The sequence below is a fragment of the Thermomonospora catenispora genome (assembly GCF_006363815.1).
GTDB classification, from domain to species: Bacteria; Actinomycetota; Actinomycetes; order Streptosporangiales; family Streptosporangiaceae; genus Thermomonospora; species Thermomonospora catenispora.
In genome coordinates, this window is record NZ_RRYT01000001.1 from 148313 (window position 1) to 169415 (window position 21103).

The 21103-nt window shown below is 71.4% G+C and carries 16 protein-coding genes; 5 read left to right on the top strand and 11 right to left on the bottom strand.

The window, feature by feature from the left end; translation table 11 throughout:
* Nucleotides 1-105 precede the first annotated feature (105 nt).
* Both EIO00_RS00665 and ahpD read left to right on the top strand, forming a co-directional pair.
* Nucleotides 106-666, top strand: coding sequence for a peroxiredoxin (locus EIO00_RS00665; RefSeq protein ID WP_175596077.1), 561 nt, complete (start codon nt 106-108; stop codon nt 664-666).
* 165 nt (nt 667-831) lie between these two features.
* Nucleotides 832-1374, top strand: coding sequence for an alkylhydroperoxidase, AhpD family (gene ahpD / locus EIO00_RS00670; RefSeq protein ID WP_140174651.1), 543 nt, complete (start codon nt 832-834; stop codon nt 1372-1374).
* A gap of 167 nt (nt 1375-1541) precedes the next feature.
* Here the strand turns inward: ahpD and guaA are convergent, their stop codons facing one another.
* The 3 genes from guaA to EIO00_RS00685 all read right to left on the bottom strand — a co-directional run bounded on the left by guaA (nt 1542) and on the right by EIO00_RS00685 (nt 6678).
* Complete coding sequence (gene guaA, locus EIO00_RS00675; protein WP_140174653.1) at nt 1542-3128, bottom strand: glutamine-hydrolyzing GMP synthase; 1587 nt, start codon at nt 3126-3128, stop codon at nt 1542-1544.
* Nucleotides 3129-3353: 225 nt separating this feature from the next.
* Nucleotides 3354-5102 carry a GMC oxidoreductase gene (locus EIO00_RS00680; protein ID WP_140174655.1) on the bottom strand — a complete coding sequence of 583 codons (1749 nt, stop codon included), beginning with the start codon at nt 5100-5102 and terminating at the stop codon, nt 3354-3356.
* 13 nt (nt 5103-5115) lie between these two features.
* Nucleotides 5116-6678 (bottom strand): succinic semialdehyde dehydrogenase, encoded by a 1563-nt coding sequence (locus EIO00_RS00685; protein ID WP_140174657.1) that lies wholly within the window; start codon nt 6676-6678, stop codon nt 5116-5118.
* Nucleotides 6679-6899: 221 nt separating this feature from the next.
* On the opposite strand from EIO00_RS00685, the gene EIO00_RS00690 reads away from it, so the two are divergent.
* Entirely contained in the window at nt 6900-7553 is a 654-nt protein-coding gene (locus EIO00_RS00690; protein WP_140174659.1) for a phosphatase PAP2 family protein, read from the top strand.
* Here EIO00_RS00690 and EIO00_RS24045 read toward each other — a convergent pair.
* The 4 genes from EIO00_RS24045 to guaB all read right to left on the bottom strand — a co-directional run bounded on the left by EIO00_RS24045 (nt 7517) and on the right by guaB (nt 14653).
* Nucleotides 7517-9553, bottom strand: a complete 2037-nt coding sequence (locus EIO00_RS24045; RefSeq protein WP_161602621.1) for an NACHT domain-containing protein — start codon at nt 9551-9553, stop codon at nt 7517-7519. The two genes, EIO00_RS00690 and EIO00_RS24045, sit on opposite strands and share 37 nt — an antisense overlap.
* A 482-nt stretch (nt 9554-10035) precedes the next feature.
* On the bottom strand, nt 10036-11769 hold the full coding sequence (locus EIO00_RS00700; RefSeq protein ID WP_140174661.1) for a glycerol-3-phosphate dehydrogenase/oxidase: 1734 nt from the start codon (nt 11767-11769) through the stop codon (nt 10036-10038).
* A gap of 175 nt (nt 11770-11944) precedes the next feature.
* Nucleotides 11945-13063: a GuaB3 family IMP dehydrogenase-related protein gene (locus EIO00_RS00705; RefSeq protein WP_140174663.1), complete on the bottom strand. Its 1119-nt coding sequence runs from the start codon at nt 13061-13063 to the stop codon at nt 11945-11947.
* A gap of 84 nt (nt 13064-13147) precedes the next feature.
* Nucleotides 13148-14653, bottom strand: a complete 1506-nt coding sequence (gene guaB / locus EIO00_RS00710) for an IMP dehydrogenase (RefSeq protein WP_140174665.1) — start codon at nt 14651-14653, stop codon at nt 13148-13150.
* A 252-nt stretch (nt 14654-14905) separates the two neighbouring features.
* Between guaB and EIO00_RS00715 the strand changes: the two genes are divergently transcribed.
* Complete coding sequence (locus EIO00_RS00715) at nt 14906-15295, top strand: DUF5319 domain-containing protein (protein WP_140174667.1); 390 nt, start codon at nt 14906-14908, stop codon at nt 15293-15295.
* A 240-nt stretch (nt 15296-15535) separates the two neighbouring features.
* Here EIO00_RS00715 and EIO00_RS00720 read toward each other — a convergent pair whose 3' ends face one another.
* The 4 genes from EIO00_RS00720 to groES form a co-directional block, all read right to left on the bottom strand.
* Nucleotides 15536-16360, bottom strand: coding sequence for a hypothetical protein (locus EIO00_RS00720; RefSeq protein ID WP_140174669.1), 825 nt, complete (start codon nt 16358-16360; stop codon nt 15536-15538).
* Nucleotides 16357-16959 (bottom strand): sigma-70 family RNA polymerase sigma factor, encoded by a 603-nt coding sequence (locus tag EIO00_RS00725; protein ID WP_140174671.1) that lies wholly within the window; start codon nt 16957-16959, stop codon nt 16357-16359. The genes EIO00_RS00720 and EIO00_RS00725 overlap by 4 nt, the downstream gene beginning before the upstream one ends.
* A 410-nt stretch (nt 16960-17369) precedes the next feature.
* Nucleotides 17370-18992, bottom strand: a complete 1623-nt coding sequence (gene groL / locus EIO00_RS00730) for a chaperonin GroEL (RefSeq protein ID WP_140174673.1) — start codon at nt 18990-18992, stop codon at nt 17370-17372.
* A 92-nt stretch (nt 18993-19084) separates the two neighbouring features.
* Nucleotides 19085-19393: a co-chaperone GroES gene (gene groES, locus EIO00_RS00735; protein ID WP_119728484.1), complete on the bottom strand. Its 309-nt coding sequence runs from the start codon at nt 19391-19393 to the stop codon at nt 19085-19087.
* Between the two features lie 216 nt (nt 19394-19609).
* Between groES and EIO00_RS00740 the strand changes: the two genes are divergently transcribed.
* Nucleotides 19610-20842: a class I SAM-dependent methyltransferase gene (locus EIO00_RS00740; protein ID WP_140174675.1), complete on the top strand. Its 1233-nt coding sequence runs from the start codon at nt 19610-19612 to the stop codon at nt 20840-20842.
* The last annotated feature ends 261 nt before the right edge of the window (nt 20843-21103 follow it).

Below are 21103 nucleotides of genomic sequence, written 5' to 3' on the forward strand. Positions count from 1 at the left end.
TTTCACATTAGCTGCGGCAGTCTTGATGCTGTTCACCAGCCCCGATGTTCAGCCGCACCCCATCGGGACGCTTGTGACACAATTCACAAATCGAGCAAAGGAGAGATGTCCGTGCTCACTGTCGGTGACCAGTTCCCCGAGTACGAACTGACCGCCTGCGTCTCGCTGGACCCGGACAAGGCGTTCGAGACCATCAACCACAAGACCTACGAAGGCAAGTGGCGCGTGGTCTTCTTCTGGCCCAAGGACTTCACGTTCATCTGTCCCACCGAGATCGCCGAGTTCGGCCGCCTGAACGACGAATTCGCCGACCGCGACGCCCAGGTCCTCGGCGTGTCCGTCGACAACGAGTACGTGCACTACGCCTGGCGCAAGGACCACCCGGACCTGCGCGACCTGCCGTTCCCGATGCTCTCGGACATCAACCGGGAGCTGACCGGCGCCCTCGGCATCCTCACCAAGGAGGGCGTCGCCCAGCGCGCCACCTTCATCGTCGACCCGGACAACGAGATCCAGTTCGCCATGGTCACCGCCGGCTCGGTCGGCCGGAACGTCAAGGAGGTCCTGCGGGTCCTCGACGCCCTGCAGTCCGACGAGCTGTGCCCGTGCAACTGGAACAAGGGCGAGGAGACCCTGGACCCCAAGAAGCTCATGGCCGGCGCCTGATCCGCCTCCTCACACGATCGGCCCGCTCCCGGCGGCCGCCCGGCCGCCGGGAGCGGGACGCACCGGTCATCACCGGGCCCCCCGCGGGGCCCGGCGCCCCGGCCCCAAGCCCCGCCCGGCCGGCCCCGCCCGCGGCCGGCCGCTCTCTGAAAGGAAGGCCTCGCTATGAGCGTCGACGCGCTGAAGAACGCCCTTCCGGCGTACGCCAAGGACACCAAGCTCAACCTGGGCTCGGTGATCACCACCTCGCAGCTCACCGAGCAGCAGCTGTGGGGCACCGTGCTGGCCTGCGCGCTGGCCACCCGCAGCTCTCAGGTGATCCGCGAGCTGTCCGAGGAGGCCGCTGACTACCTGTCCGCCGAGGCCTTCGAGGCCGCCAAGGCCGCCGCGTCGATCATGGCCATGAACAACGTGTACTACCGGGCCACCCACCTGATCGGCGACGAGAGCTACAGCACCCTGCCCGCCCGGCTGCGGATGACCGTGATCGGCAAGCCCGGCGTCGAGAAGGCCGACTTCGAGCTGTGGTGCCTGGCCGTCTCCGCCGTCAACGGCTGCGGCCGCTGCCTGGAGTCCCACGAGAAGACCCTGCGTCAGGAGGGCCTGTCGCGGGAGCAGATCCAGGAGGCCCTGCGCATCGCCGCGGTGATCAACGCCGCGGCCGCGACCCTGGACGCCGAGGCCGCCCTGGCCCCGGCGACCGTCTGACCGACCCTGCGTTCAAGGCCCGGATGCCCGCGCATCCGGGCCTTCGCGTCGCTGCACGCCCGCCCGGCCGGCGGATCGCCTCCGCCGCCGGCCGCCTCCCGCGCCCGGGCGGCCGAGGTCCGCGAGCCCGTCGAGGGGGCCGCGTCGGCGTCGCCGGGCGCGGCGGCTCACTCCCACTCGATGGTGCCGGGGGGCTTGCTGGTGATGTCGAGGACCACCCGGTTGATCTCGGGGACCTCGTTGGTGATGCGGGTGGAGATCCGCTGCAGCACCTCGTACGGCAGCCGGGCCCAGTCGGCGGTCATGGCGTCCTCGCTGGTCACCGGGCGCAGCACGACCGGGTGGCCGTAGGTGCGGCCGTCGCCCTGGACGCCGACCGAGCGGACGTCGGCCAGCAGCACGACGGGGAACTGCCAGATGTCGCGATCCAGCCCGGCGCGGGTCAGCTCCTCGCGGGCGATGGCGTCCGCCTCCCGCAGGACGTCCAGCCGTTCCCGGGTGACCTCGCCGACGATGCGGATGGCCAGCCCCGGGCCGGGGAACGGATGCCGCCAGACGATCTCCGGAGGCAGGCCGAGCTGCTCCCCGAGCGCGCGCACCTCGTCCTTGAACAGGGTGCGCAGCGGCTCCACCAGGGTGAACTTCAAATCCTCGGGCAGGCCGCCGACGTTGTGGTGGGACTTGATGTTGGCCGCCCCGGTGCCGCCGCCGGACTCCACCACGTCGGGGTAGAGGGTGCCCTGGACCAGGAACTCCACATCGGCGATCTCGTCCGCGTGGGCCTGGACGATCTGGCGGGCGGCGGCCTCGAACACCCGGATGAACTCCCGGCCGATGATCTTGCGCTTCTGCTCCGGGTCGGTGACCCCGGCCAGCGCGTCCAGGAAGCGGTCCTGGGCGTCCACCACGTGCAGGTCCACGCCGGTGGCGGCGACGAAGTCCTTCTCCACCTGCTCGGCCTCGCCCTTGCGCAGCAGGCCGTGATCGACGAACACACAGGTCAGCCGGTCGCCGATGGCGCGCTGCACGAGAGCCGCGGCGACCGCGGAGTCCACCCCGCCCGACAGCCCGCAGATCGCGCGCTTGCCGCCGACCTGGGCGCGGATCGCCTCGATCGCCTCCTCGGCGATGTTGACCATGGTCCAGCCGGGCCGGCAGCCGGCCGCCTCGAACAGGAACCGCCGGAGCACCTCCATGCCGTGCTCGGTGTGCACCACCTCGGGGTGGAACTGCACCCCGTACAGGCCGCGCTCGGGATGCTCCATCGCCGCGACCGGGGTGACCTCGGTGCGGGCGGTGACCCGGAAGCCCTCGGGGGCGACGCTGGTGTGGTCGCGATGCGACATCCACACCGACTGGGCCGCCGGCAGCCCGGCCAGCAGCACTCCCCCGTCGTCGATCACCTCGACGGCGGTGCCCCCGTACTCGGCGACGTCGGAGTGCTCCACCACGCCGCCGAGGGACCGCGCCATCACCTGGTGGCCGTAGCAGATGCCCAGGGTCGGCACCCCGGTCTCGAACAGGCCGTCCGGCGCCGACGGGGCGTCCGGCTCATAGACCGAGGCCGGCCCGCCGGACAGGATGATCGCCTTGGGCCGTTTGGCCATCATCTCCGCCACCGGCATGGTGCACGGGACGATCTCGCTGAACACGTTGCACTCGCGCACGCGCCGCGCGATCAGCTGCGCGTACTGCGCGCCGAAGTCGACGACGAGCACGGTGTCGAAAGACCGTTCGACCTGCTCGAAGGACACCGATCAACGCCTTTCACAAGGACGTGGGCTCAGGCCCCCAAGTCTAGGGGCGGCCGAACCCGACCATGCCCACCGCGTCGGGGATCACCGGGCCGACCCCGGCGGGTCACGGAGGGTCACGGCGGACCGGCGCAGGCCGTCGCCGTCGCGCGGGACCGGAGACGCCTCGGGCCCGGCCGGGTGAGGAGCGCGCCGGGCCCGGGGCGCCGTGCCGCGTCCCGCGGCTCACTTCACATCGACGATCGGCAGTCGCAGCGCGGCGGGGGCGTGCTGGGGGACCACCGGGTTCTTCGGGGCGACCGGGGCGATCCGCCGGTACGGGGAGCCGAGCGGGGGACGGGGATCCTCCTCGCCCTTGTTCGGCCACATCGCCATCGCCCGTTCGGCCTGCGCGGTGATGGTCAGCGACGGGTTGACGCCCAGGTTCGCCGAGATCGCCGACCCGTCCACCACGTGCAGGCCCTCGTGCCCGTAGACCCGGTGGTAGGGGTCGATCACACCGGTCTCGGGAGAGTCGCCGATCGCGCAGCCGCCGATGAAGTGCGCCGTGGTGGGGATGTCGAACAGGTCCAGCCACGATCCGCCGGGCATCCCGCCGATCTCCTCGGCGAGCATCCGGGTGGCGCGGTGTCCGACCGGGATCCAGGTCGGGTTGGGCTCGCCGTGGCCGTGCGAGGCCCACAGCCCCCAGCCGAACAGGCCCTTGCGGGGCTTGAGGGTGATGGAGTTGTCGCGCGCCTGCATGACCAGCGCGATGACGGTGCGCTCCGACCAGTGCCGCAGGTTGAACAGCCGGGGCAGGTCCCAGGGGTGGGTGACGGCGTGGCCGAGGAGCTTCAGCCAGCGCGGCGCGGAGCCCGAGCCGTCCTCGGCGGGCCCGTCCACCAGCAGCGACCGCAGCAGCCCCATCGCGTTGGAGCCCTTGCCGTAGCGCACCGGCTCGATGTGGGTCTGCTCGTCGGGGTGGAACGAGGAGGTGATCGCGACGCCCTTGGAGTGGTCGTCGCCCTTGCGCCGGAACCGTTCGGCGCCCAGGATCGCTTCGGAGTTGGTGCGGGTGAGCACGCCGAGCCGGTCGGAGATGCGCGGCAGCCGGCCGGTCGCCTTCATCCGGTGCAGCAGCTTCTGCGTGCCGTAGGTGCCCGCCGCGAACACTACCTGCTCGACCCGCAGCGTGCGGCGGTGCCGGCCGTAGGAGCCGGTGCGCACGATCTCCACCTCGTACCCGCCGTCGGGCAGCGTGGTCACCGACCGCACGCCGGTCATCGGCATGATCTTGGCGCCCGCCTTCTCGGCCAGGTACAGGTAGTTCTCGGTGAGCATGTTCTTGGCGCCGTGCCGGCAGCCGGTCATGCACTCGCCGCACTCGTGGCAGGTGCGGCGGCGCGGCCCGACCCCGCCGAAGAACGGGTCGTCGACCTCCTTCTGCGGCGTGTCGCCGAACAGCACGCCCACCGGGGTGTGGTGGAACGTCTCGCCGCGGCCCATCCGCTCGGCCACCCGCTTCATCGCCTCGTCCGCGGGGGTGCGGGTCGGGTTGGTGACCACACCGAGCATCCGCTTGGCCTGCGCGTAATAGGGCGCCAGCTCGTCCCGCCAGTCGGTGATGTGGCTCCACTGCGGGTCGTCGTAGAACGGCTGCAGCGGCTCGTACAGGGTGTTGGCGTACACCAGGGAGCCGCCGCCGACGCCCGCCCCGGCCAGCACCATGACGCGGCTGCCCTTCTCGCCGCGCAGCACGTGGATGCGCTGGATGCCGGTGAGGCCCAGGCCCGGCGCCCACAGGTAGTCCCGGACGCGCCAGGAGGTCTTGGGCAGCCTGCGGTGCCGTTCGCCGGGCCTGCCCCCGGGGTCGTCGAAGCGGCGGCCGATCTCGGCGACCGCGACCTTGTAGCCCTTCTCGGTGAGCCGGAGCGCGCTGACGCTGCCGCCGAACCCGGAGCCGACGATCAGCACGTCGAAGTCGAATGCCATTGACCACGCCTCCCTAGCGGATCCGCAGGCGCTTCATCAGCTTGATCGCGCTCGCCAGCGCGTCGGCGTAGCGGGCGTAGCCGATCGACGGAGGCGGCTCCAGGTCCATGAAGTGCTGGCTGGCCACCGTCTGCACCTCGGTGTACTTCAGCAGGCCCTCCGCACCGTGGCGGCGGCCCACGCCCGACTGCTTCATGCCGCCCATCGGGGCGTCGTAGGAGGCGAACGCGGCGCCGTAGCCCTCGTTGATGTTCACCGTCCCGGCCTGGATGCGGGCGGCCAGCCGGCGGCCCCTGGCCACGTCGCGGGTCCAGATGGAGGCGTTCAGCCCGTAGGCGGTGTCGTTGGCCAGCCGGACCACCTCGTCCTCGTCGGAGAACCGGTAGACGCTGACCACCGGGCCGAAGGTCTCGCTGGCGCACAGCTCCATGTCGCCGGTCACGTCCGCCAGCACGGTCGGCTCATAGAACAGCGGGCCGATGTCCGGGCGCGGGCGGCCGCCGGCCAGCAGCGTCGCGCCCTCCTTGAGGGCCTGCTCGACGTGCCGGGTGACGGTCTCCAGCTGCCGCTTGTAGGTCAGCGAGCCCATCTCGGCCTCGTAGTCCAGGCCGGCGCCGAGCTTCATCGCCTTGACCTTGGCGACGAACTTGGGCACGAACTCGTCGTAGATCTTCTCGTGGACGTACAGGCGCTCCACCGAGATGCACAGCTGGCCGGCGTTGGTGAAGCAGGCCCGGACGGCGCCGCGGGCGGTGCGCTCCAGATCGGCGTCCTCCAGCACGATCATGGGGTTCTTGCCGCCGAGCTCCAGCGAGTAGCCCACCAGCCGGGGCGCCACCTTCTCGGCGATGGCCCGCCCGCCGCGGGTGGAGCCGGTGAACGCCACGTAGTCGGCGTTCTCCAGCAGCGGGTCGCCGATCTCGGCCGGGTCGCCGATCACGATCTGCCACAGGTCCTTGGGCAGGCCCAGGCTGATCAGCAGGTCCAGGATCCACAGGCTGGACAGCGAGGTCTGGGTGTCGGGCTTGTGGACGACCGCGTTCCCCGCCATCAGCGCCGGCGCGATGTCGCTGGCCCCCAGGCTGAACGGGTAGTTCCAGGGCGAGATCAGCCCGACCACGCCCTTGGGGTGGCGCAGCTCCATCGTCCGGGTGGCCACCGGGAACGCCCCCTGCCGCCGCTTGGGCCGCAGCAGCCGGGGGGCGCGGCGCGCGTAGTACAGCGTGCACAGCGCCACGTCGAGGAACTCCTCATAGGCGTGCCGCCGGGCCTTGCCGGTCTCCAGCTGGATGACGTCCAGGATCTCCTCACGCCGGTCGACCAGGGCGTCCACCATGCGCAGGAACGGCTTGACCCGCTCCCGTACCGGCAGCGCCGCCCAGGCCCGCTGCGCCGCGCGGGCGCGCTCGTAGGCGTCGTGCACATCGGCGGCGCTCGACACCGGCAGCGTCGCCAACGGCTCCCCGGTGAACGGAGCGGGAATCGTGGTGCTGTCCCCCGAGGCGGCCACACGAGAGGTCAGCCGCTCGACGAGGGAGGGCGCGAGTGTCCGCGCGGAACCTGTGGAGGTTGCCATGCAGGCACCATATGACCACCTGGCCATCTTCGGCTACCTATCAGTAACCACCAAATCACGCCGACTTCTCACCAGGGCCTTCTCATCGGGTCGGATCTCCGCGCGCTGCGATGCGCGCTTGTCGGCCGAACGACACAGACATGCGGCGCACACCGCCCTAACCTGTTCCGTCCAGACGATCTGGAAAGAGGAACACAGTGCGGGCACGGGCGAACGGACGGATGTTCCGCAACGGAGTGCAGCATGAGGACCGGCGTCGACAGGCGGTGACGTTCGCGCTCGTCGTGGCGCTGATCGCGTTGTTCGCGTTCTACCACCCGTTGAACGAGGGTCCCGCCCGGTGGTCGCCCAAGACCCCCCTCGACGACCACATCCCCCTGATCAAGGAGCTGGTCGTCCCCTATGTCTCGGCGCTGGCGCTGGGACCGGCGTCCTTGCTGCTGTTCCTGGTCACCTCGGCCAGGGTCGCGCGCAGCTCCCTCGTGGCCAGCGTGCTCCTGCTGGTGATCGCCTACCTGTTCTATGTGTTCGCGCAGACGCACGTGCCCCGCCCGGAGGTGCCCGGAGACGACGTGTTCTCCCGGTTGCTGCGCCTGGTGTACGGCAACGACAACGCCTACAACTGCTTCCCCAGCCTGCACACCGGCTTCTCAGTGATCATGGCGGTGCACTGGCTGCGCTACGACCGCCGGATCGGCCGCTGGGTGGCCGCCTGGTGCGCGTTGATCATGGTCTCCACCCTCTTCGTCCACCAGCACTACATCGCCGACATGCTCGCCGGCCTGGCGGCGGCCTCCTTCGCCTGCTGGGCCGCCGCCAGGCTGACCGACCGGTTCGATCAGGAGGCCGACTCCGCCAGCACCTCGCGCAGATAGGCGTGCCGGAACTGGTACACCGGGCCGACCTGCCGGAGCACGTCACGGTTGCGCGCCTCCTCCAGGAAGGCCATCAGCCGCCACGGCCAGGGGCACTTGCCGCGGAGCGCCTGCAGCAGCGCGAACAGCCACAGATGCGCGGAGGCGACCAGTCCCGAAGAGTGCTTCGACCCCAGCGCGAACCACCACGGCAGTCCGTACAGCAGACCGCCGCACAACGCGCAGCAGACCCCGAGCGCCGCCCCGAACACCGGCCCCACCAGCAGGCCGCCGGCCAGAGCGCTGCTGGCGCCGTAGGCCGTCGAGAAGATGCCCACCACCATGGCGTCGCGCCGGAAGAGGGTCCTCGGGGTCGCGGCCCGCACGGTGGTGTCCGGCTGCGCCCCCGCATACGCCAGGCTGACCGGAACGGCGATGATCGCGCCGACCGCCGCCGCGCGCCCGAACCCTCCCGCCAGGAACCCGCACAACCCGCCGACCAGGGCGGCGAACAGACCGCCCTGGACCATGACCGACAGCCGTTTCCTGCCGGTGAACTGCATCTCCGACGGCGTCGGGAGATTGTGCGCCGCCCTGATCCCCATCGGAATCCCGAACACCGCGGCCGCCGAGAAGGCGACGGCCATGCCCCAGCCCCATCCCCAGAGCATTCGGGCGACGCCCCAGGCCGTCAGCCACGCCGTCGCCCCGGTGATCACTGCGGCGAGCGCGCCGGCGAAGAACCGGTATCTCCCCCCGCCCAGCTCCGGCAGCCGCCACCACGCGATGTCGGTCATCTCCCGGTCCTGCATCCCGGCGGCCAGGAACGCCAGCCAGCGCCGGGCGTCGGCGCCGTCCCACTCGCCGCGTCGAGGCCGTCGGCCCAGCAGGGGGAACTTCACGCCGACCAGGGCACCGGCCAGGTGACGCCTGAGGGCGTCCTCGGTGGGGAAACGGTCCCGGTCCAGCAGCTCCGTCGGGCGCGTCGACGGTCTCTTGTAGACGTCCCGGAGAAGGGACACCATCAACGGCGTGTCCAACGCCCTGGCCAACGGGCTGTCCGGGGCGGCCCGCAGTCCGGCGAAGAGCCGCTCCCATCGCTCTCCGCCCTCGGTGTTGCGCCGCAGATAGTCGATGACGTCGTCGAGCCTCAGCCGCTGCAGCCGGACCACCGACGCCGCACGGATCAGCCCGGCGCTGTGCACCCCTCTCCGGTACTCCACGTCACGGCAGGTGACCACGATCCCGCAGAGCGAGTCGATCACCCGATTGATCTCTTCGAAGGCCTGCCGCTGCGTGTCGACCCCGTTCACGCGCATCTCGTCCAGCCCGTCCAGCACCGGCAGCACGTGCTTGGTCTCCAGCAGGCGCCGCGGCATGTCCCGCTCGTACTTGGCGCTCTTGAGGAACGAGAACTGCTGCACGAGCTGGCCCTCCATCCAGCTCAGCAAATCCTCCCGCTCCGGATCCCAGCCGGCCACCGACAGCTTGACCGGCACGAAACCGGTCCCCTCCGCCCGCCGTTTCCGCACCAGTCCCACGGTGAGCAGCAGCGCCAGCGATGTCTTTCCGATCCCCGGAGGCCCCATGATCACCAAACGGCGCGAGGATATCTTCAGAAATTCCTCCACCAGATCCTCGACACCCGCCAGTTCCGCCTCCGCGACGTCCTCCTGCGCCGCCCGTGAGGCCACCCCCTCCTCCGCCGGCCGCCAGACGAACTTGATGATCTCCCTGCCCGTCAGGCCCAACTGCCGGCTCCCGACCTCGTCCCCCCAGCTCCGTTCCACGGACTCCGCCAACTCGTTGACGGCGTCCGTGAGCGTCGCCCGCCCCGCGCCCCCTTCCCCGGGGCCCTCTCCGAGAAGAAGCCTCAGCCAATAAGCGAGCAGGAAGACGACGAACAGCAAAGGGAGCAGGAGCAGGCCGTATTTCGCCCCCAAGGACTCCCAGGGCTTCGTGGTCAACGTGAGGAGGGTCGGCACGGCGAGCCAGGCGAGGAACTCCTTCATCAGATCCATCGCCCTCGCCCGCCGAAAGGGATTCCGTCTCACCGGCGCCCCTCCTGCATCCGGCGCCGTCCGACGCGGCCGGACATCGATCACCTCCACCCTCACCCGAGGTCATGTGCAGGGTAAAGAACGCGCCCGACGCCGACCATGCCTTCAGACACAAAGCAAGGCGACGATGCCCGCGATATCCATTGCGCCCGAAAATTCACCGGCCGCGGTTCCCGTCGGCCGTCGCGATCGATCACGTGATCTCCATGAAGGACAGGGCGAGATCACAGAGGGCGAGCGATCGTGCGGCGGGCGAGGCGATCGGCGGGCCGCCGACGGGCGAGGCGATCCGGAGGGCGCACCCGCCCGCGGCGGCGAGAAAGCCGCCCTCACGGGCGGGCCGACCCCGGTGAGGACCGCCGTCGTGCGCCCCGGAACCGGCGTCCGCGGCCGCGCCCGGGCCCGCCGGGCACGCGACCGGCGGGCCGGCCGGGCAGGCGGGCTCAGTACGTGGGCACGATGTCCGGGGCGCCGCGGCGGCGGGCGTCGGCCTCCTGGTCACCCTCCTGCTTCTGGGAGTCGCGCTCGGCCTCCACCCGCTTGCGGTAGTACTCCACCTCGCGGTCGATCTGCTGCCTGGACCAGCCCAGAACGGGGGCCACCAGCTCGGCGGCCTCCCGGGCGGCGCCGAGGCCGCGGTCCCAGGTCTCGATGGAGATGCGGGTGCGGCGGGTCAGCACGTCGTTGAGGTGACGGGCGCCCTCATGGGTGGCGGCGTAGACGATCTCGGCGCGCAGATAGTCGTCGGCGCCGGTGAGCGGCTTGCCCAGGTCGGGGCGTTCAGCGATGAGCTGCAGCAGGTCGTCGATGAGGGTGCCGTAGCGCCGCAGCAGGTGCTCGATGCGGGCCACGTGCAGGCCGGACTTGGCGGCCAGGCGGTGCCGGGCGTTCCACATGGCCTGGAAGCCCTCGCCGCCGACCAGGGCGATGCGGTCGGTGCAGGACTCGGCGACCTTGTCGTCCAGTCCGTGCGCCACGGCGTCGATGGCGTCCTTGGCCATCACCCGGTAGGTGGTGTACTTGCCGCCGGCGACCATCACCAGGCCGGGCACCGGATGCGCGACGACGTGCTCCCGGGACAGCTTGGAGGTCTCGTCGGTCTCCCCCGACAGCAGCGGGCGCAGCCCCGCGTACACGCCCTCCACGTCGTCGTGGGTGAGCGGGGTCACCAGCACCTCGTTCACCTTGGACAGCACATAGTCGATGTCGCTCTTGGAGGCGGCGGGGTGGGCCTTGTCCAGGTTCCAGGCGGTGTCGGTGGTGCCGATGATCCAGTGCCGTCCCCAGGGGATCACGAACAGCACCGACTTCTCGGTGCGCAGGATGATCCCGGTCGAGGAGTGGATGCGGTCCCTGGGGACCACCAGGTGGATGCCCTTGGAGGCGCTGACGTGGATCTGCCCCCGGCCGCCGACCAGCTCCTGGATCTCGTCGGTCCACACGCCGGTGGCGTTGACCACCTGGCGGGCGCGGACCTCGGTCTTGTTCCCGGACTCCAGGTCCAAGATCCGCACCCCGGTGACCCGTTCGCCCTCCCGCAGGAACCCGATGCACTGGGTGCGGGAGGCGATCTGCGCCCCGTACGCGGCCGCGGTGCGCAGCACGGTCACCACATAGCGGGCGTCGTCCATCTGGGCGTCCCAGTACTGGATGGCGCCCACCAGCGCGTCCTTGCGCAGCGCGGGGGCGAGCCTGAGGGCCTTGCGCCGGGTCAGGTGGCGGTGGTGCGGCACCCCCCGGGTGATGCCCATCTGGAACGCCATCACGTCGTACAACGCCACGCCGGCGCCCAGATACGCCCGCTCCCACACCCGGTGGGTGGTGGGCAGCAGGAACGGAACGGGCCGCACCAGGTGCGGGGCGATCCGCTGCAGCAGCAGCCCGCGTTCGGTCAGCGCCTCGCGGACCAGGTCGAAGTTGTACTGCTCCAGGTAGCGCAGCCCGCCGTGGATCAGCTTGGAGGAACGCGACGAGGTGCCCGAGGCGAAGTCGCGGGCCTCCACCACGGCGACCGTCAGCCCTCGGGTGGCGGCGTCCAGCGCGGCCCCCGCCCCCACGATCCCGGCGCCGACCACGACGACGTCGAACTCCTCGTTCGCCATCCGTTCCAGGGCCTGCGCCCGCTCAGCGGGTCCCAGCCGGGAACTGCCCAACCCGGTGATCGGCGATCCGGCCATCGCGTCCGTCCCCTCTGCACCCCAGATGGTCCGAAGCTTTCATTACCCAACAGTAGGGTCGATATCCGGACGCGAACACCCGTGGTAGGGACGAGGAAGGTCACCCTTCTTCTCGGTGAACCGACGACAGGTCGCCGGCCGGCCGACGGCGGGCCCGCCGGCGGGTCGCCGAGGATCAGGCGCCGGACGGCGCCACCACCACCTCCACCCGCTGGAACTCCTTCAGCTCCGTGTACCCGGCGGTCGCCATGGCCCGCCGCAGCGCACCGATCAGGTTCATCGACCCGTCGGCCACGTGCGAGGGCCCGTACAGGATCTGCTCCAGGCTGCCGATCGTGCCGACCTCCAGCCGGGTGCCGCGCGGCACCTCGCCGTGGTGGGCCTCGCTGCCCCAGTGGAACCCGCGGCCCGGCGCCTCGGTGGCGCGGGCGAACGGCGAGCCCACCATCACCGCGTCGCTGCCGCAGGCGAACGCCTTGGCGATGTCGCCGCTGTTGGTCATCCCGCCGTCGGCGATCACATGCACGTACCGGCCGCCGGACTCGTCCAGGTAGTCGCGCCGGGCCGCGGCCACGTCGGCGATCGCGGTGGCCATCGGCACCGCCACGCCCAGCACGGTCCGGGTGGTGTGCCCCGACCCGCCGCCGAAGCCCACCAGCACGCCCGCCGCCCCGCTCCGCATCAGATGCAGCGCCGCCGGGTAGGTCGAGCAGCCGCCCACGATCACCGGGACGTCCAGGTCGTAGATGAACTGCTTGAGGTTCAGCGGCTCGGCCCGGCTGGAGACGTGCTCGGCCGACACGGTGGTGCCGCGGATCACGAACAGGTCCACCCCGGCGTCGATCACCGCCTTGTGGAACTGCACGGTGCGCTGCGGGGACAGCCGCGCCGCCACGGTCACCCCGGCGCTGCGGATCTCCTCGATCCGACGGCCGATCAGCTCCTCCTTGATCGGCTCGGAGTAGACCTCCTGCAGCCGCCGGGTCGCCTGGGCGTCGTCCAGCGAGGCGATCTCGGCCAGCAGCGGCTCGGGGTTCTCATACCGGGTCCACAGGCCCTCCAGGTCGAGCACCGCCAGCCCGCCCAGCCGGCCGATGGCGATCGCGGTGGCCGGGCTGACCACGCTGTCCATGGGCGCCACCATCACCGGCACCTCGAACCGGTAGGCGTCGATCTGCCAGGCGACGCTGACGTCCTCCGGGTCCCGGGTGCGACGCGACGGCACGATGCCGATCTCATCGAACGCGTACGCCCGGCGCCCGCTCTTGCCCCGCCCGATCTCAACTTCCGGCATCAGTGTCTCCCCTGCGCTCCCGCGTCCCGGCCGCGCCCTCGGCGCGGCGCCGCACAGCCGTTCCCTGTCGCCCGGCCCGTTCGGTCAGAAACGACGGCCCTGGTAGTTGGGGGCCTCCACGGTCATCTGAACGTCGTGCGGGTGGCTCTCCTTCAGACCGGCCGTGGTGATCTGCATGAGCCGGCCCCTCTCCTGCAGCTCGCGGATCGTGCGGGTGCCGGCGTACCACATGGACTGGTGCAGACCGCCGACCAGCTGGTGGGCGACGGCGGCCAGCGGGCCGCGGTAGGGGACCTGGCCCTCGATGCCCTCGGGGATCAGCTTCTCCTCGCTGGTCACGTCGGCCTGCTGGTAGCGGTCCTTGGAGTAGGAGCGGCCGCGCTCCCGGTTGCGCATCGCGCCCAGGGACCCCATGCCGCGGTAGGACTTGTACTGCTTGCCGTGCACGAAGATCAGCTCGCCGGGGCTCTCCTCCACCCCGGCCAGCAGGCTGCCCAGCATCACGCTGGACGCCCCGGCGGCGATGGCCTTGGCGATGTCGCCGGAGTACTGCAGGCCGCCGTCGCCGATCACCGGGACGTCGGCCGGGCGGGCCGCACGGGCCGCCTCGTAGATGGCGGTGACCTGGGGCACGCCGACGCCGGCGATCACCCGGGTGGTGCAGATGGAGCCGGGGCCCACGCCGACCTTCACCCCGTCCGCGCCGGCCTCGATCAGCGCCTTGGCGCCCTCGTAGGTGGCCACGTTCCCGCCGATGACGTCGACCCCGCGGGTGTTGGCCTTGATCTTGGCGATGGTGTCCAGCACGCCCTTGGAGTGGCCCTGCGCCACGTCCACCACGATCACGTCGGTGCCGGCCTCGACCAGGGCCTGGGCGCGGGCGATGCCCTCCTCGCCGACCCCCACGGCGGCGCCGACCACCAGCCGCCCGTCGGCGTCCTTGGTGGCGTTGGGGTACTGCTCGCTCTTGGTGAAGTCCTTGACGGTGATCAGTCCGCGCAGCCGGCCGGCGTCGTCGATCAGCGGCAGCTTCTCGATCTTGTTGGCCGCCAGCAGCTGGAACGCCTCCTCCTTGGAGACGTTCACCGGCGCCGTCACCAGCGGCATCGGCGTCATGACCTCGCGCACCGGGCGGGACAGGTCGCTTTCAAAGCGCATGTCCCGGTTGGTGACGATGCCGACCAGCACCCCGTCCTTGTCGATCACCGGCACCCCGGAGATCCGGAACCGGGCGCACAGCTGCTCCACCTCGGCCAGCGTGGCGTCCGGGGTGCAGGTCACCGGCTTGGTGATCATGCCGTTCTCGGACCGCTTGACCATGTCGGCCTGCTCGGCCTGCTCGGCGATCGACAGATTGCGGTGCAGGATGCCGATGCCGCCCTGGCGGGCCATCGCGATCGCCATCCGCGCCTCGGTGACGGTGTCCATCGCCGCCGAGACCAGCGGGACGCGCAGCGTGACGTTGCGGCTCAGGCGGGTCGTGGTGTCGACCTCGCCGGGCTTCAGGTCCGAATAGGCCGGCACCAAGAGGACGTCGTCGAACGTCAGGCCCGGCGGGAGGAACTTGGCGGGTTCCGCAGCGGGGTTCATGGGCAGCCTTTCCCGATCGGTTGGTGGCTCGGCGGCGGCCTGATCTGGCCTCGGCCCGGTCACGGCGGAGTGCTCTCCATCGTAGGACCTGCCGGTCGGCGGCACGGCGCGGGTCGGCGGACCGCGTCGGCAAAGCGTCTGCGAGAAACAACACATGCCGGGGCGAGGAAAGTCCTCGTCCGTCTCAGGGATGTTCCCGGCGATGTTCCACAGTCTTGACCACCGGCTCGTTCGGCGCAGTAGCGTGGAGGAGTGCACGAGGATGTCCCACTCGACCCGTTCGCCGGCGATCCGAACGATCCGGCCGCCGCGCTCGGCGACCCCCGCGAGGAGGTCACCCCGCTGAGCGTGAGCGAACGCGAGGACGTACTGGCCGACCTGGCCGATCTCGAGGTCTTCCGTGCACTCTTGGAGCCGCTGGGCGTGCGCGGCCTCAGCATCGACTGCGGCGACTGCGGCAAGCAGCACTACATCGACTGGGACCTGCTGTACGGCAACCTGCGGCATCTGCTGGAAGAGGGCCTGCCCCGCGTCCACGAGCCCGCCCTCTCCCCCGACCCGGTCGACTACGTGAGCTGGGAGTACGCCCGCGGCTACGTCGACGGCGTCATCGACAGCGAAGAGGGCCGCGACGCCTCCTAGGGCGCCGCTCGGCCGCGCTCGCAGATCCCGGGTCGCGCCGCGGCGCCTCGTGAGCGGTCCCCGCCCCTGCCTCGGTCAGGCCCGTTCCGGTCCGGTCGGCCCGTCTCGGGGCCCGGTCCGGTCGGGCGGCTCTCGCCCCGTCCCGTCTCGGCCGGCGCGGTTCGCCGCGCGTCGGGCGTGCGGCGGCGCGCCGTGCCGTCGGCCGTCCCCCGGCCGGTCGGATCACGGCCGGATCGGAGGTCACGGAGAGGCCGCGGGCGGCGTCTCCGCGGACGGCGCGTCCGAGAGCGGCGCGTCGACGGGCTGGGTGGGCGAGGGCACCCGGCCGCCGCCGCCACCGTCGTGGGACGGGGTCGGCGCGGGGCTCTCCTCCGGCTGTGTCGTCTCCGTTCCCGGCGTCGGGGTCTGCTCCTCCGGTTCCGGAGCGGGCCGGTCCATGGCGGCGGGGGTCCGGACGCGGCCCGACGGAGGCGGGTCCTGCGGCGCGGCGCCGTGACGGCGGAGACGGGCCGTCGGCGACTCGGTCGGGGCGGCCGCCGGCGAGGTGGGGACGGTGCGGCGCCAGGGCGCGGGCATGACCCGGTCGCGGTCGGTCCGGACCTCGGCGTGGCCCGGGCGGGCGGGACGCTCGCCGGCGTCGGCCGTCGATCCCGGGCGATGGATGAACCCGCCGGCGGCGGCGGCGACGCCGGTGGTGAGCAGGCCGGTGAGGAGCGGACCGACGAGGCCCAGCGCCACGATGGTGCGGGGTCCGCGGCGCCCGCCGCCGGAGTCGGGACCCTCGCCGGCGGCGGGCGACGGTTCGGCGTCGGCGCGGCGGTTCGGCAGCTCGGGAGCGCCGGCGTCCACATCGGCGATCAAGGCGCGCAGCAGACGGGCGGCCGGGTCCTCGCCGTCCGCCGGGCCGGCCTCGGGCAACGGCCCGCGGGTGGCCAGCGCCTCCATCAGGTCGTCGCTGCGGCGGATCTCCGCCAGGTTCCAGAACGCGCCGACCGACTGCTGCGCCCCCTCACCGCCGGGCGGGTCGCCGACCGGATCCGGGGCGCCCAGGCTCCGTTCCGTCAAGCGATCGACTCCTCCCTGGCCATTGCGCGCAGCCTGGCCAGAGCACGGTGCTGCGCGACCCGGACGGCACCCGCGGACATGCCCAGCACATTACCGGTCTCCTCGGCCGACAGTCCCGCCACCACTCGCAGCAGCACCAGCTCGCGCTGGTGCTCGGGCAGCCGGCCGAGCAGGTCGCGGGCGCGCTCGGCCTCGATGCAGCGGACCACCGTCTCCTCCGGCCCGGGATGGTCGTCGGGGCCGTCGGGCAGGTCCTCGGTGGGCACCGCGGCGCGCACCGCGCTGCGCAACGCGTCGGCGATCTTATGGGCGGCGATGCCGAAGACGAACGAGGCGAACGGACGTCCCATGTCGCGGTAACGGGGCAGCGCCGACAGCACCGCGATGCACACCTCTTGGGCCACGTCGTCGGCGATGTGGTAATGCCCGGAGATGCGGCCCAGCCGGGCCCGGCAATAACGCACCACCATGGGCCGGATCTGTCCGATCAAGACCTCGATCGCCCCTGGATCCCCCTGCACGGCCGCGGCGGTGAGATCCCCCAGATCGCCCTCGTCCCCCCGTGCCGCCGTGCTCAAGACCCGGGCTTCGCTCGTCATAGGCCGCCCCTTCGGATCGGCAGCGCGCGTGTCGTGGTCCCGGCGAAGCGTCCCTCGGTCACGTAGAGCATGATGCCCAGTGTGAACCGGCCTGTCTTCACCTTGCCCGACAACGGAATGGTCACAGTGCACCGACGGAGCAGCCGATATCACTTTCTGCGAGGATTCGACCTCGCACGGTGAAGCATTGCCGCGGATTCGGCGTCAGTGACCGCTTTTGTGGGATTACTCCGAAACAGCGGATCCGCCCCGGGCATTCGCGGTCGGGATTCGACGGTTCGCCGTGGAAACGGAAAAGGGACCTCCGCCGATCGCGGCGGAGGTCCCCTGCAGGGGCCGGACGGCGTCGCCGGAGCGGAGCCGCCCGGCCCGTCGACGGTCCGCGCCTCAGCGGGCCGGCGGGCGAGGGATCAGTGCCCGTGACCGTGCCCGTGACCGTGGCCGGCCGCCTCCTGCTCCTCCTCGGGCTTCTCGACCACCAGGGCCTCGGTGGTCAGCAGCATGCCCGCGATGGAGGCGGCGTTGGCGACGGCGGAGCGGGTGACCTTGACCGGGTCGATGACGCCCTGCGCCACCAGGTCGCCGTACTCGCCGGTGGCGGCGTTGTAGCCGTGGCCGACCGCCAGCTCCCGCACCTTGGCGACCACGACGTGGCCCTCCTGGCCGGCGTTCTCGGCGATCCAGCGAGCCGGCTCGAACATCGCACGGCGCAGCGCCTCGGCGCCGGTGGCCTCGTCGCCGGACAGGCCGAGCGCGTCGAAGCCCTCCTTGGCGACGTGCACCAGCGCGCTGCCGCCGCCGGCGACGATGCCCTCCTCGATGGCGGCGCGGGTGGCCGAGATCGCGTCCTCCAGGCGGTGCTTCTTCTCCTTCAGCTCCACCTCGGTGGCCGCGCCGACGCGCAGCACGCAGACGCCGCCGGCCAGCTTGGCCAGGCGCTCCTGCAGCTTCTCCCGGTCCCAGTCGGAGTCGCTGTGCTCGATCTCGACCTTGATCTGCTTGATCCGGTCCTCGATCTCCTTGGCGTCGCCGGCGCCGTCCACGATGGTGGTGGAGTCCTTGGTGACGGTGACCCGGCGGGCCCGGCCCAGGTGCTCCAGCCCGATGGTGTCCAGCTTCAGGCCCAGCGCCTCGCTGACCACCTGGCCGCCGGTCAGCACGGCCATGTCGCCGAGCATCGCCTTGCGGCGGTCGCCGAAGCCGGGGGCCTTGACCGCGGCGGACAGGAAGGTGCCGCGGATCTTGTTGGCCACCAGCAGCGCCAGCGCCTCGCCCTCGACGTCCTCGGCGATCACCAGCAGCGGCTTCTTGGTCTGGGCGACCTTCTCGGCCAGCGGCAGGAACTCCTGGACGTTGGAGATCTTGCCCTCGTGGATCAGCACGTAGGCGTCCTCGAGGACGGCCTCCATCCGCTCGGGGTCGGTCACCATGTGCGGCGACAGGTACCCCTTGTCGAACTGCAGGCCTTCGGTGAACTCCAGCTCCAGGCCCATGGTGTGGGCCTCCTCGACGGTGATCACACCGTCCTTGCCCACCTTCTCGAACGCCTCGGCGATCAGCTCGCCGATCTTGGCGTCCTGCGCGGAGATGGTCGCGACGTGGGCGATCTCACCCTTCTCCTCCACGTCCCGGGCGATCTTCAGCAGCTGCTCGGAGACGTGCTGGGCGGCGGTGTCGATGCCGCGCTTGAGGGCCAGCGGGGAGGCGCCGGCGGCCACGTTGCGCAGGCCCTCGCGGACCAGCGCCTGGGCCAGCACGGTGGCGGTGGTGGTGCCGTCACCGGCGATGTCGTTGGTCTTGGTCGCCACTTCCTTGACGAGCTGGGCGCCCAGGTTCTCGTAGGGGTCCTCCAGCTCGACCTCGCGGGCGATGGTCACACCGTCGTTGGTGATGGTCGGCGCACCGAACTTCTTGTCGATGACGACGTTGCGGCCGCGCGGACCGATGGTCACCTTGACGGCGTCCGCAAGGGCGTTCACGCCGCGCTCGAGCGCGCGCCGGGCGTCCTCGTCGAACTCCAGGATCTTGGCCATGTGGGATCAGCGTCCTCTCATGCACATGCCCCGGCCGCCCACAACGGGGACCGGCCGGGGCGGTGCATCACGTATCGGTACGTGCCGGTCGGTTACTTCTCGACGATCGCGAGCACGTCGCGGGCCGACAGCACCAGGTACTCCTCGTTGTTGTACTTGACCTCGGTGCCGCCGTACTTGCTGTACAGCACGACGTCCCCGACCTTGACGTCCAGCGGGACGCGGTTGCCCTTGTCGTCGACCCGGCCCGGGCCCACCGCCAGGACGGTGCCCTCCTGCGGCTTCTCCTTCGCGGTGTCGGGGATCACCAGGCCCGACGCGGTGGTGGTCTCGGCCTCAAGCGGCTGGACGACGATGCGGTCCTCGAGCGGCTTGAGAGCAACCTTGGTGGCGGTCGTCACGATCTGACCTCCCCTTCGATGGTCCTCGGCCGACCGCTGCAGGCCGGCCGCACATGTGGCAGAAGAGGCGACCCCGGACCGGCCTGTCGTCGCGGGTGCCAGACCGACCTCGTCGCATGATTGGCACTCTCCCATGTCGAGTGCCAATTGGAGATTATGCGGTCGACCACAGGGCGTCAACATGAGCTCGATCCAGGCCACGGCTACGGTCGAGGCGTGGATGAGGCGGGTTTCCGAAGGCTGCTGGAGGCCGAGGGACAGGCCGTATTGGCCGAGGCCGGCCGAGGTGATCGCACCGAGCGGGGGATCTTGGCGACCGCTTCCGGACTGCGCGAGCGGTATCCGGCGGAGCTGGTGGCGACGGCGCTGACCCAACTGCGGCTGCGGGAGCGGGCGCGGGAGAAGTTCGGCGACGACGCCGCGCGCATGTACTTCACCCGGGCGGGGCTGGAGCAGGCCACCCGCCGCTGCGTGGCCGAGTACCGGGCGCGGCGGTTCGCCGGTCTGCTGACCGAGGGCGAACGGGTGCTGGAGCCGGGCTGCGGGATCGGCGCGGACCTGATCGCGCGGGCCCGGGCCGGGTGCCGGGGGGACGGGGTGGACGCCGACCCCCTGACGGCGGCGGTGGCGCAGGCCAACGTCGCGGCGCTGGGCCTGCAGGAGCTGGTCACGGTGCGGCGCGGGGACGCCGCCGCGCTCGACCCGAGCGGGTACGCGGCCGTGTTCGCCGACCCGGGCCGGCGCACCGCCCGGGGCCGGGTGTTCGATCCCGACGCCTACGAGCCCCCGCTCCGGCTGGTGCTGGAGCTGGCCGGGCGCGTCCGGGCGGGATGCGTCAAGGTCGCCCCGGGCATCCCGCACGAAAGCCTCCCCGACGGGGCCGAGGCCGAGTGGATCTCGGTGAACGGCGAGGTCAAGGAGGCCGCCCTGTGGCTCGGGGAGCTGGCCGGCCCGGTGCGGCGGCGGGCGACGCTGCTGGACGGACGCGGCCGGGAATGGACGCTGACCCCCGATCCGGCGGCGGAGGGGGCCCCGGTGCGGGAGTGGGGCCGCTATCTGTACGAGCCGGACGGCGCCGTCATCCGGGCGCACCTGGTGGCCGAGGTCGCCGCGATCGTCGACGGCGGCCTGGTGGACGAGCGCATCGCCTACCTCACCGCCGACGCGCTGACCGCCACCCCCTTCGCCCGCGCGTACGAGATCGACGAGGTGATGCCGTTCTCGGTCAAGCGGCTGCGGGCCGAGCTGCGCCGGCGCGCCCCCGGAGCGCTGACGATCAAGAAACGCGGATCGGCGGTGGACGTCGAGCGGCTGCGCCGGGAGCTGGGCTTCGGCGGCTCCCGGCGCGGCGGACGCGGCGGCGCGGGCGAGCTGACGGTGGTGCTCACCCGGATCGGCGCCGCGCCGGTCGCCGTGCTGGCCCGCCCCGCCGGCCCGCAATTCCGATAACCCAAAGGACGGTCCCGCGACGCGTCATGACGACGTAAACATCAGCACGTTTTTTCACCTCGCGGAGGCCGGCGCCAAAAGGTGGTGGTAAACAAGGTGTCCGACGGACCGCGCCCCCGCCGCCCGGCCCGTCGACACCGCCAAGCGAACGGTTCGACAACAAGTCGGCAATTCCCGCGTGTGGGCCATGCGCCGACGCTCCCGGATGACAGGTGCAATCAGCAGAAGGTTCGTCTTCTCTGTTCTGCATAAAAACGCCGT

Bases quoted from the DNA above. Each gene is read 5' to 3' on its own strand.
- EIO00_RS00680 (WP_140174655.1), bottom strand. From the start codon at position 5,102: ATGGCATTCGACTTCGACGTGCTGATCGTCGGCTCCGGGTTCGGCGGC.
- EIO00_RS00705 (WP_140174663.1), bottom strand. From the start codon at position 13,063: ATGCCGGAAGTTGAGATCGGGCGGGGCAAGAGCGGGCGCCGGGCGTAC.
- guaB (WP_140174665.1), bottom strand. From the start codon at position 14,653: ATGAACCCCGCTGCGGAACCCGCCAAGTTCCTCCCGCCGGGCCTGACG.
- groL (WP_140174673.1), bottom strand. From the start codon at position 18,992: ATGGCCAAGATCCTGGAGTTCGACGAGGACGCCCGGCGCGCGCTCGAG.
- EIO00_RS24045 (WP_161602621.1), bottom strand. From the start codon at position 9,553: ATGGATCTGATGAAGGAGTTCCTCGCCTGGCTCGCCGTGCCGACCCTC.
- EIO00_RS00665 (WP_175596077.1), top strand. From the start codon at position 106: ATGTCCGTGCTCACTGTCGGTGACCAGTTCCCCGAGTACGAACTGACC.
- EIO00_RS00725 (WP_140174671.1), bottom strand. From the start codon at position 16,959: ATGACGAGCGAAGCCCGGGTCTTGAGCACGGCGGCACGGGGGGACGAG.
- EIO00_RS00700 (WP_140174661.1), bottom strand. From the start codon at position 11,769: ATGGCCGGATCGCCGATCACCGGGTTGGGCAGTTCCCGGCTGGGACCC.
- EIO00_RS00685 (WP_140174657.1), bottom strand. From the start codon at position 6,678: ATGGCAACCTCCACAGGTTCCGCGCGGACACTCGCGCCCTCCCTCGTC.
- ahpD (WP_140174651.1), top strand. From the start codon at position 832: ATGAGCGTCGACGCGCTGAAGAACGCCCTTCCGGCGTACGCCAAGGAC.
- EIO00_RS00690 (WP_140174659.1), top strand. From the start codon at position 6,900: ATGTTCCGCAACGGAGTGCAGCATGAGGACCGGCGTCGACAGGCGGTG.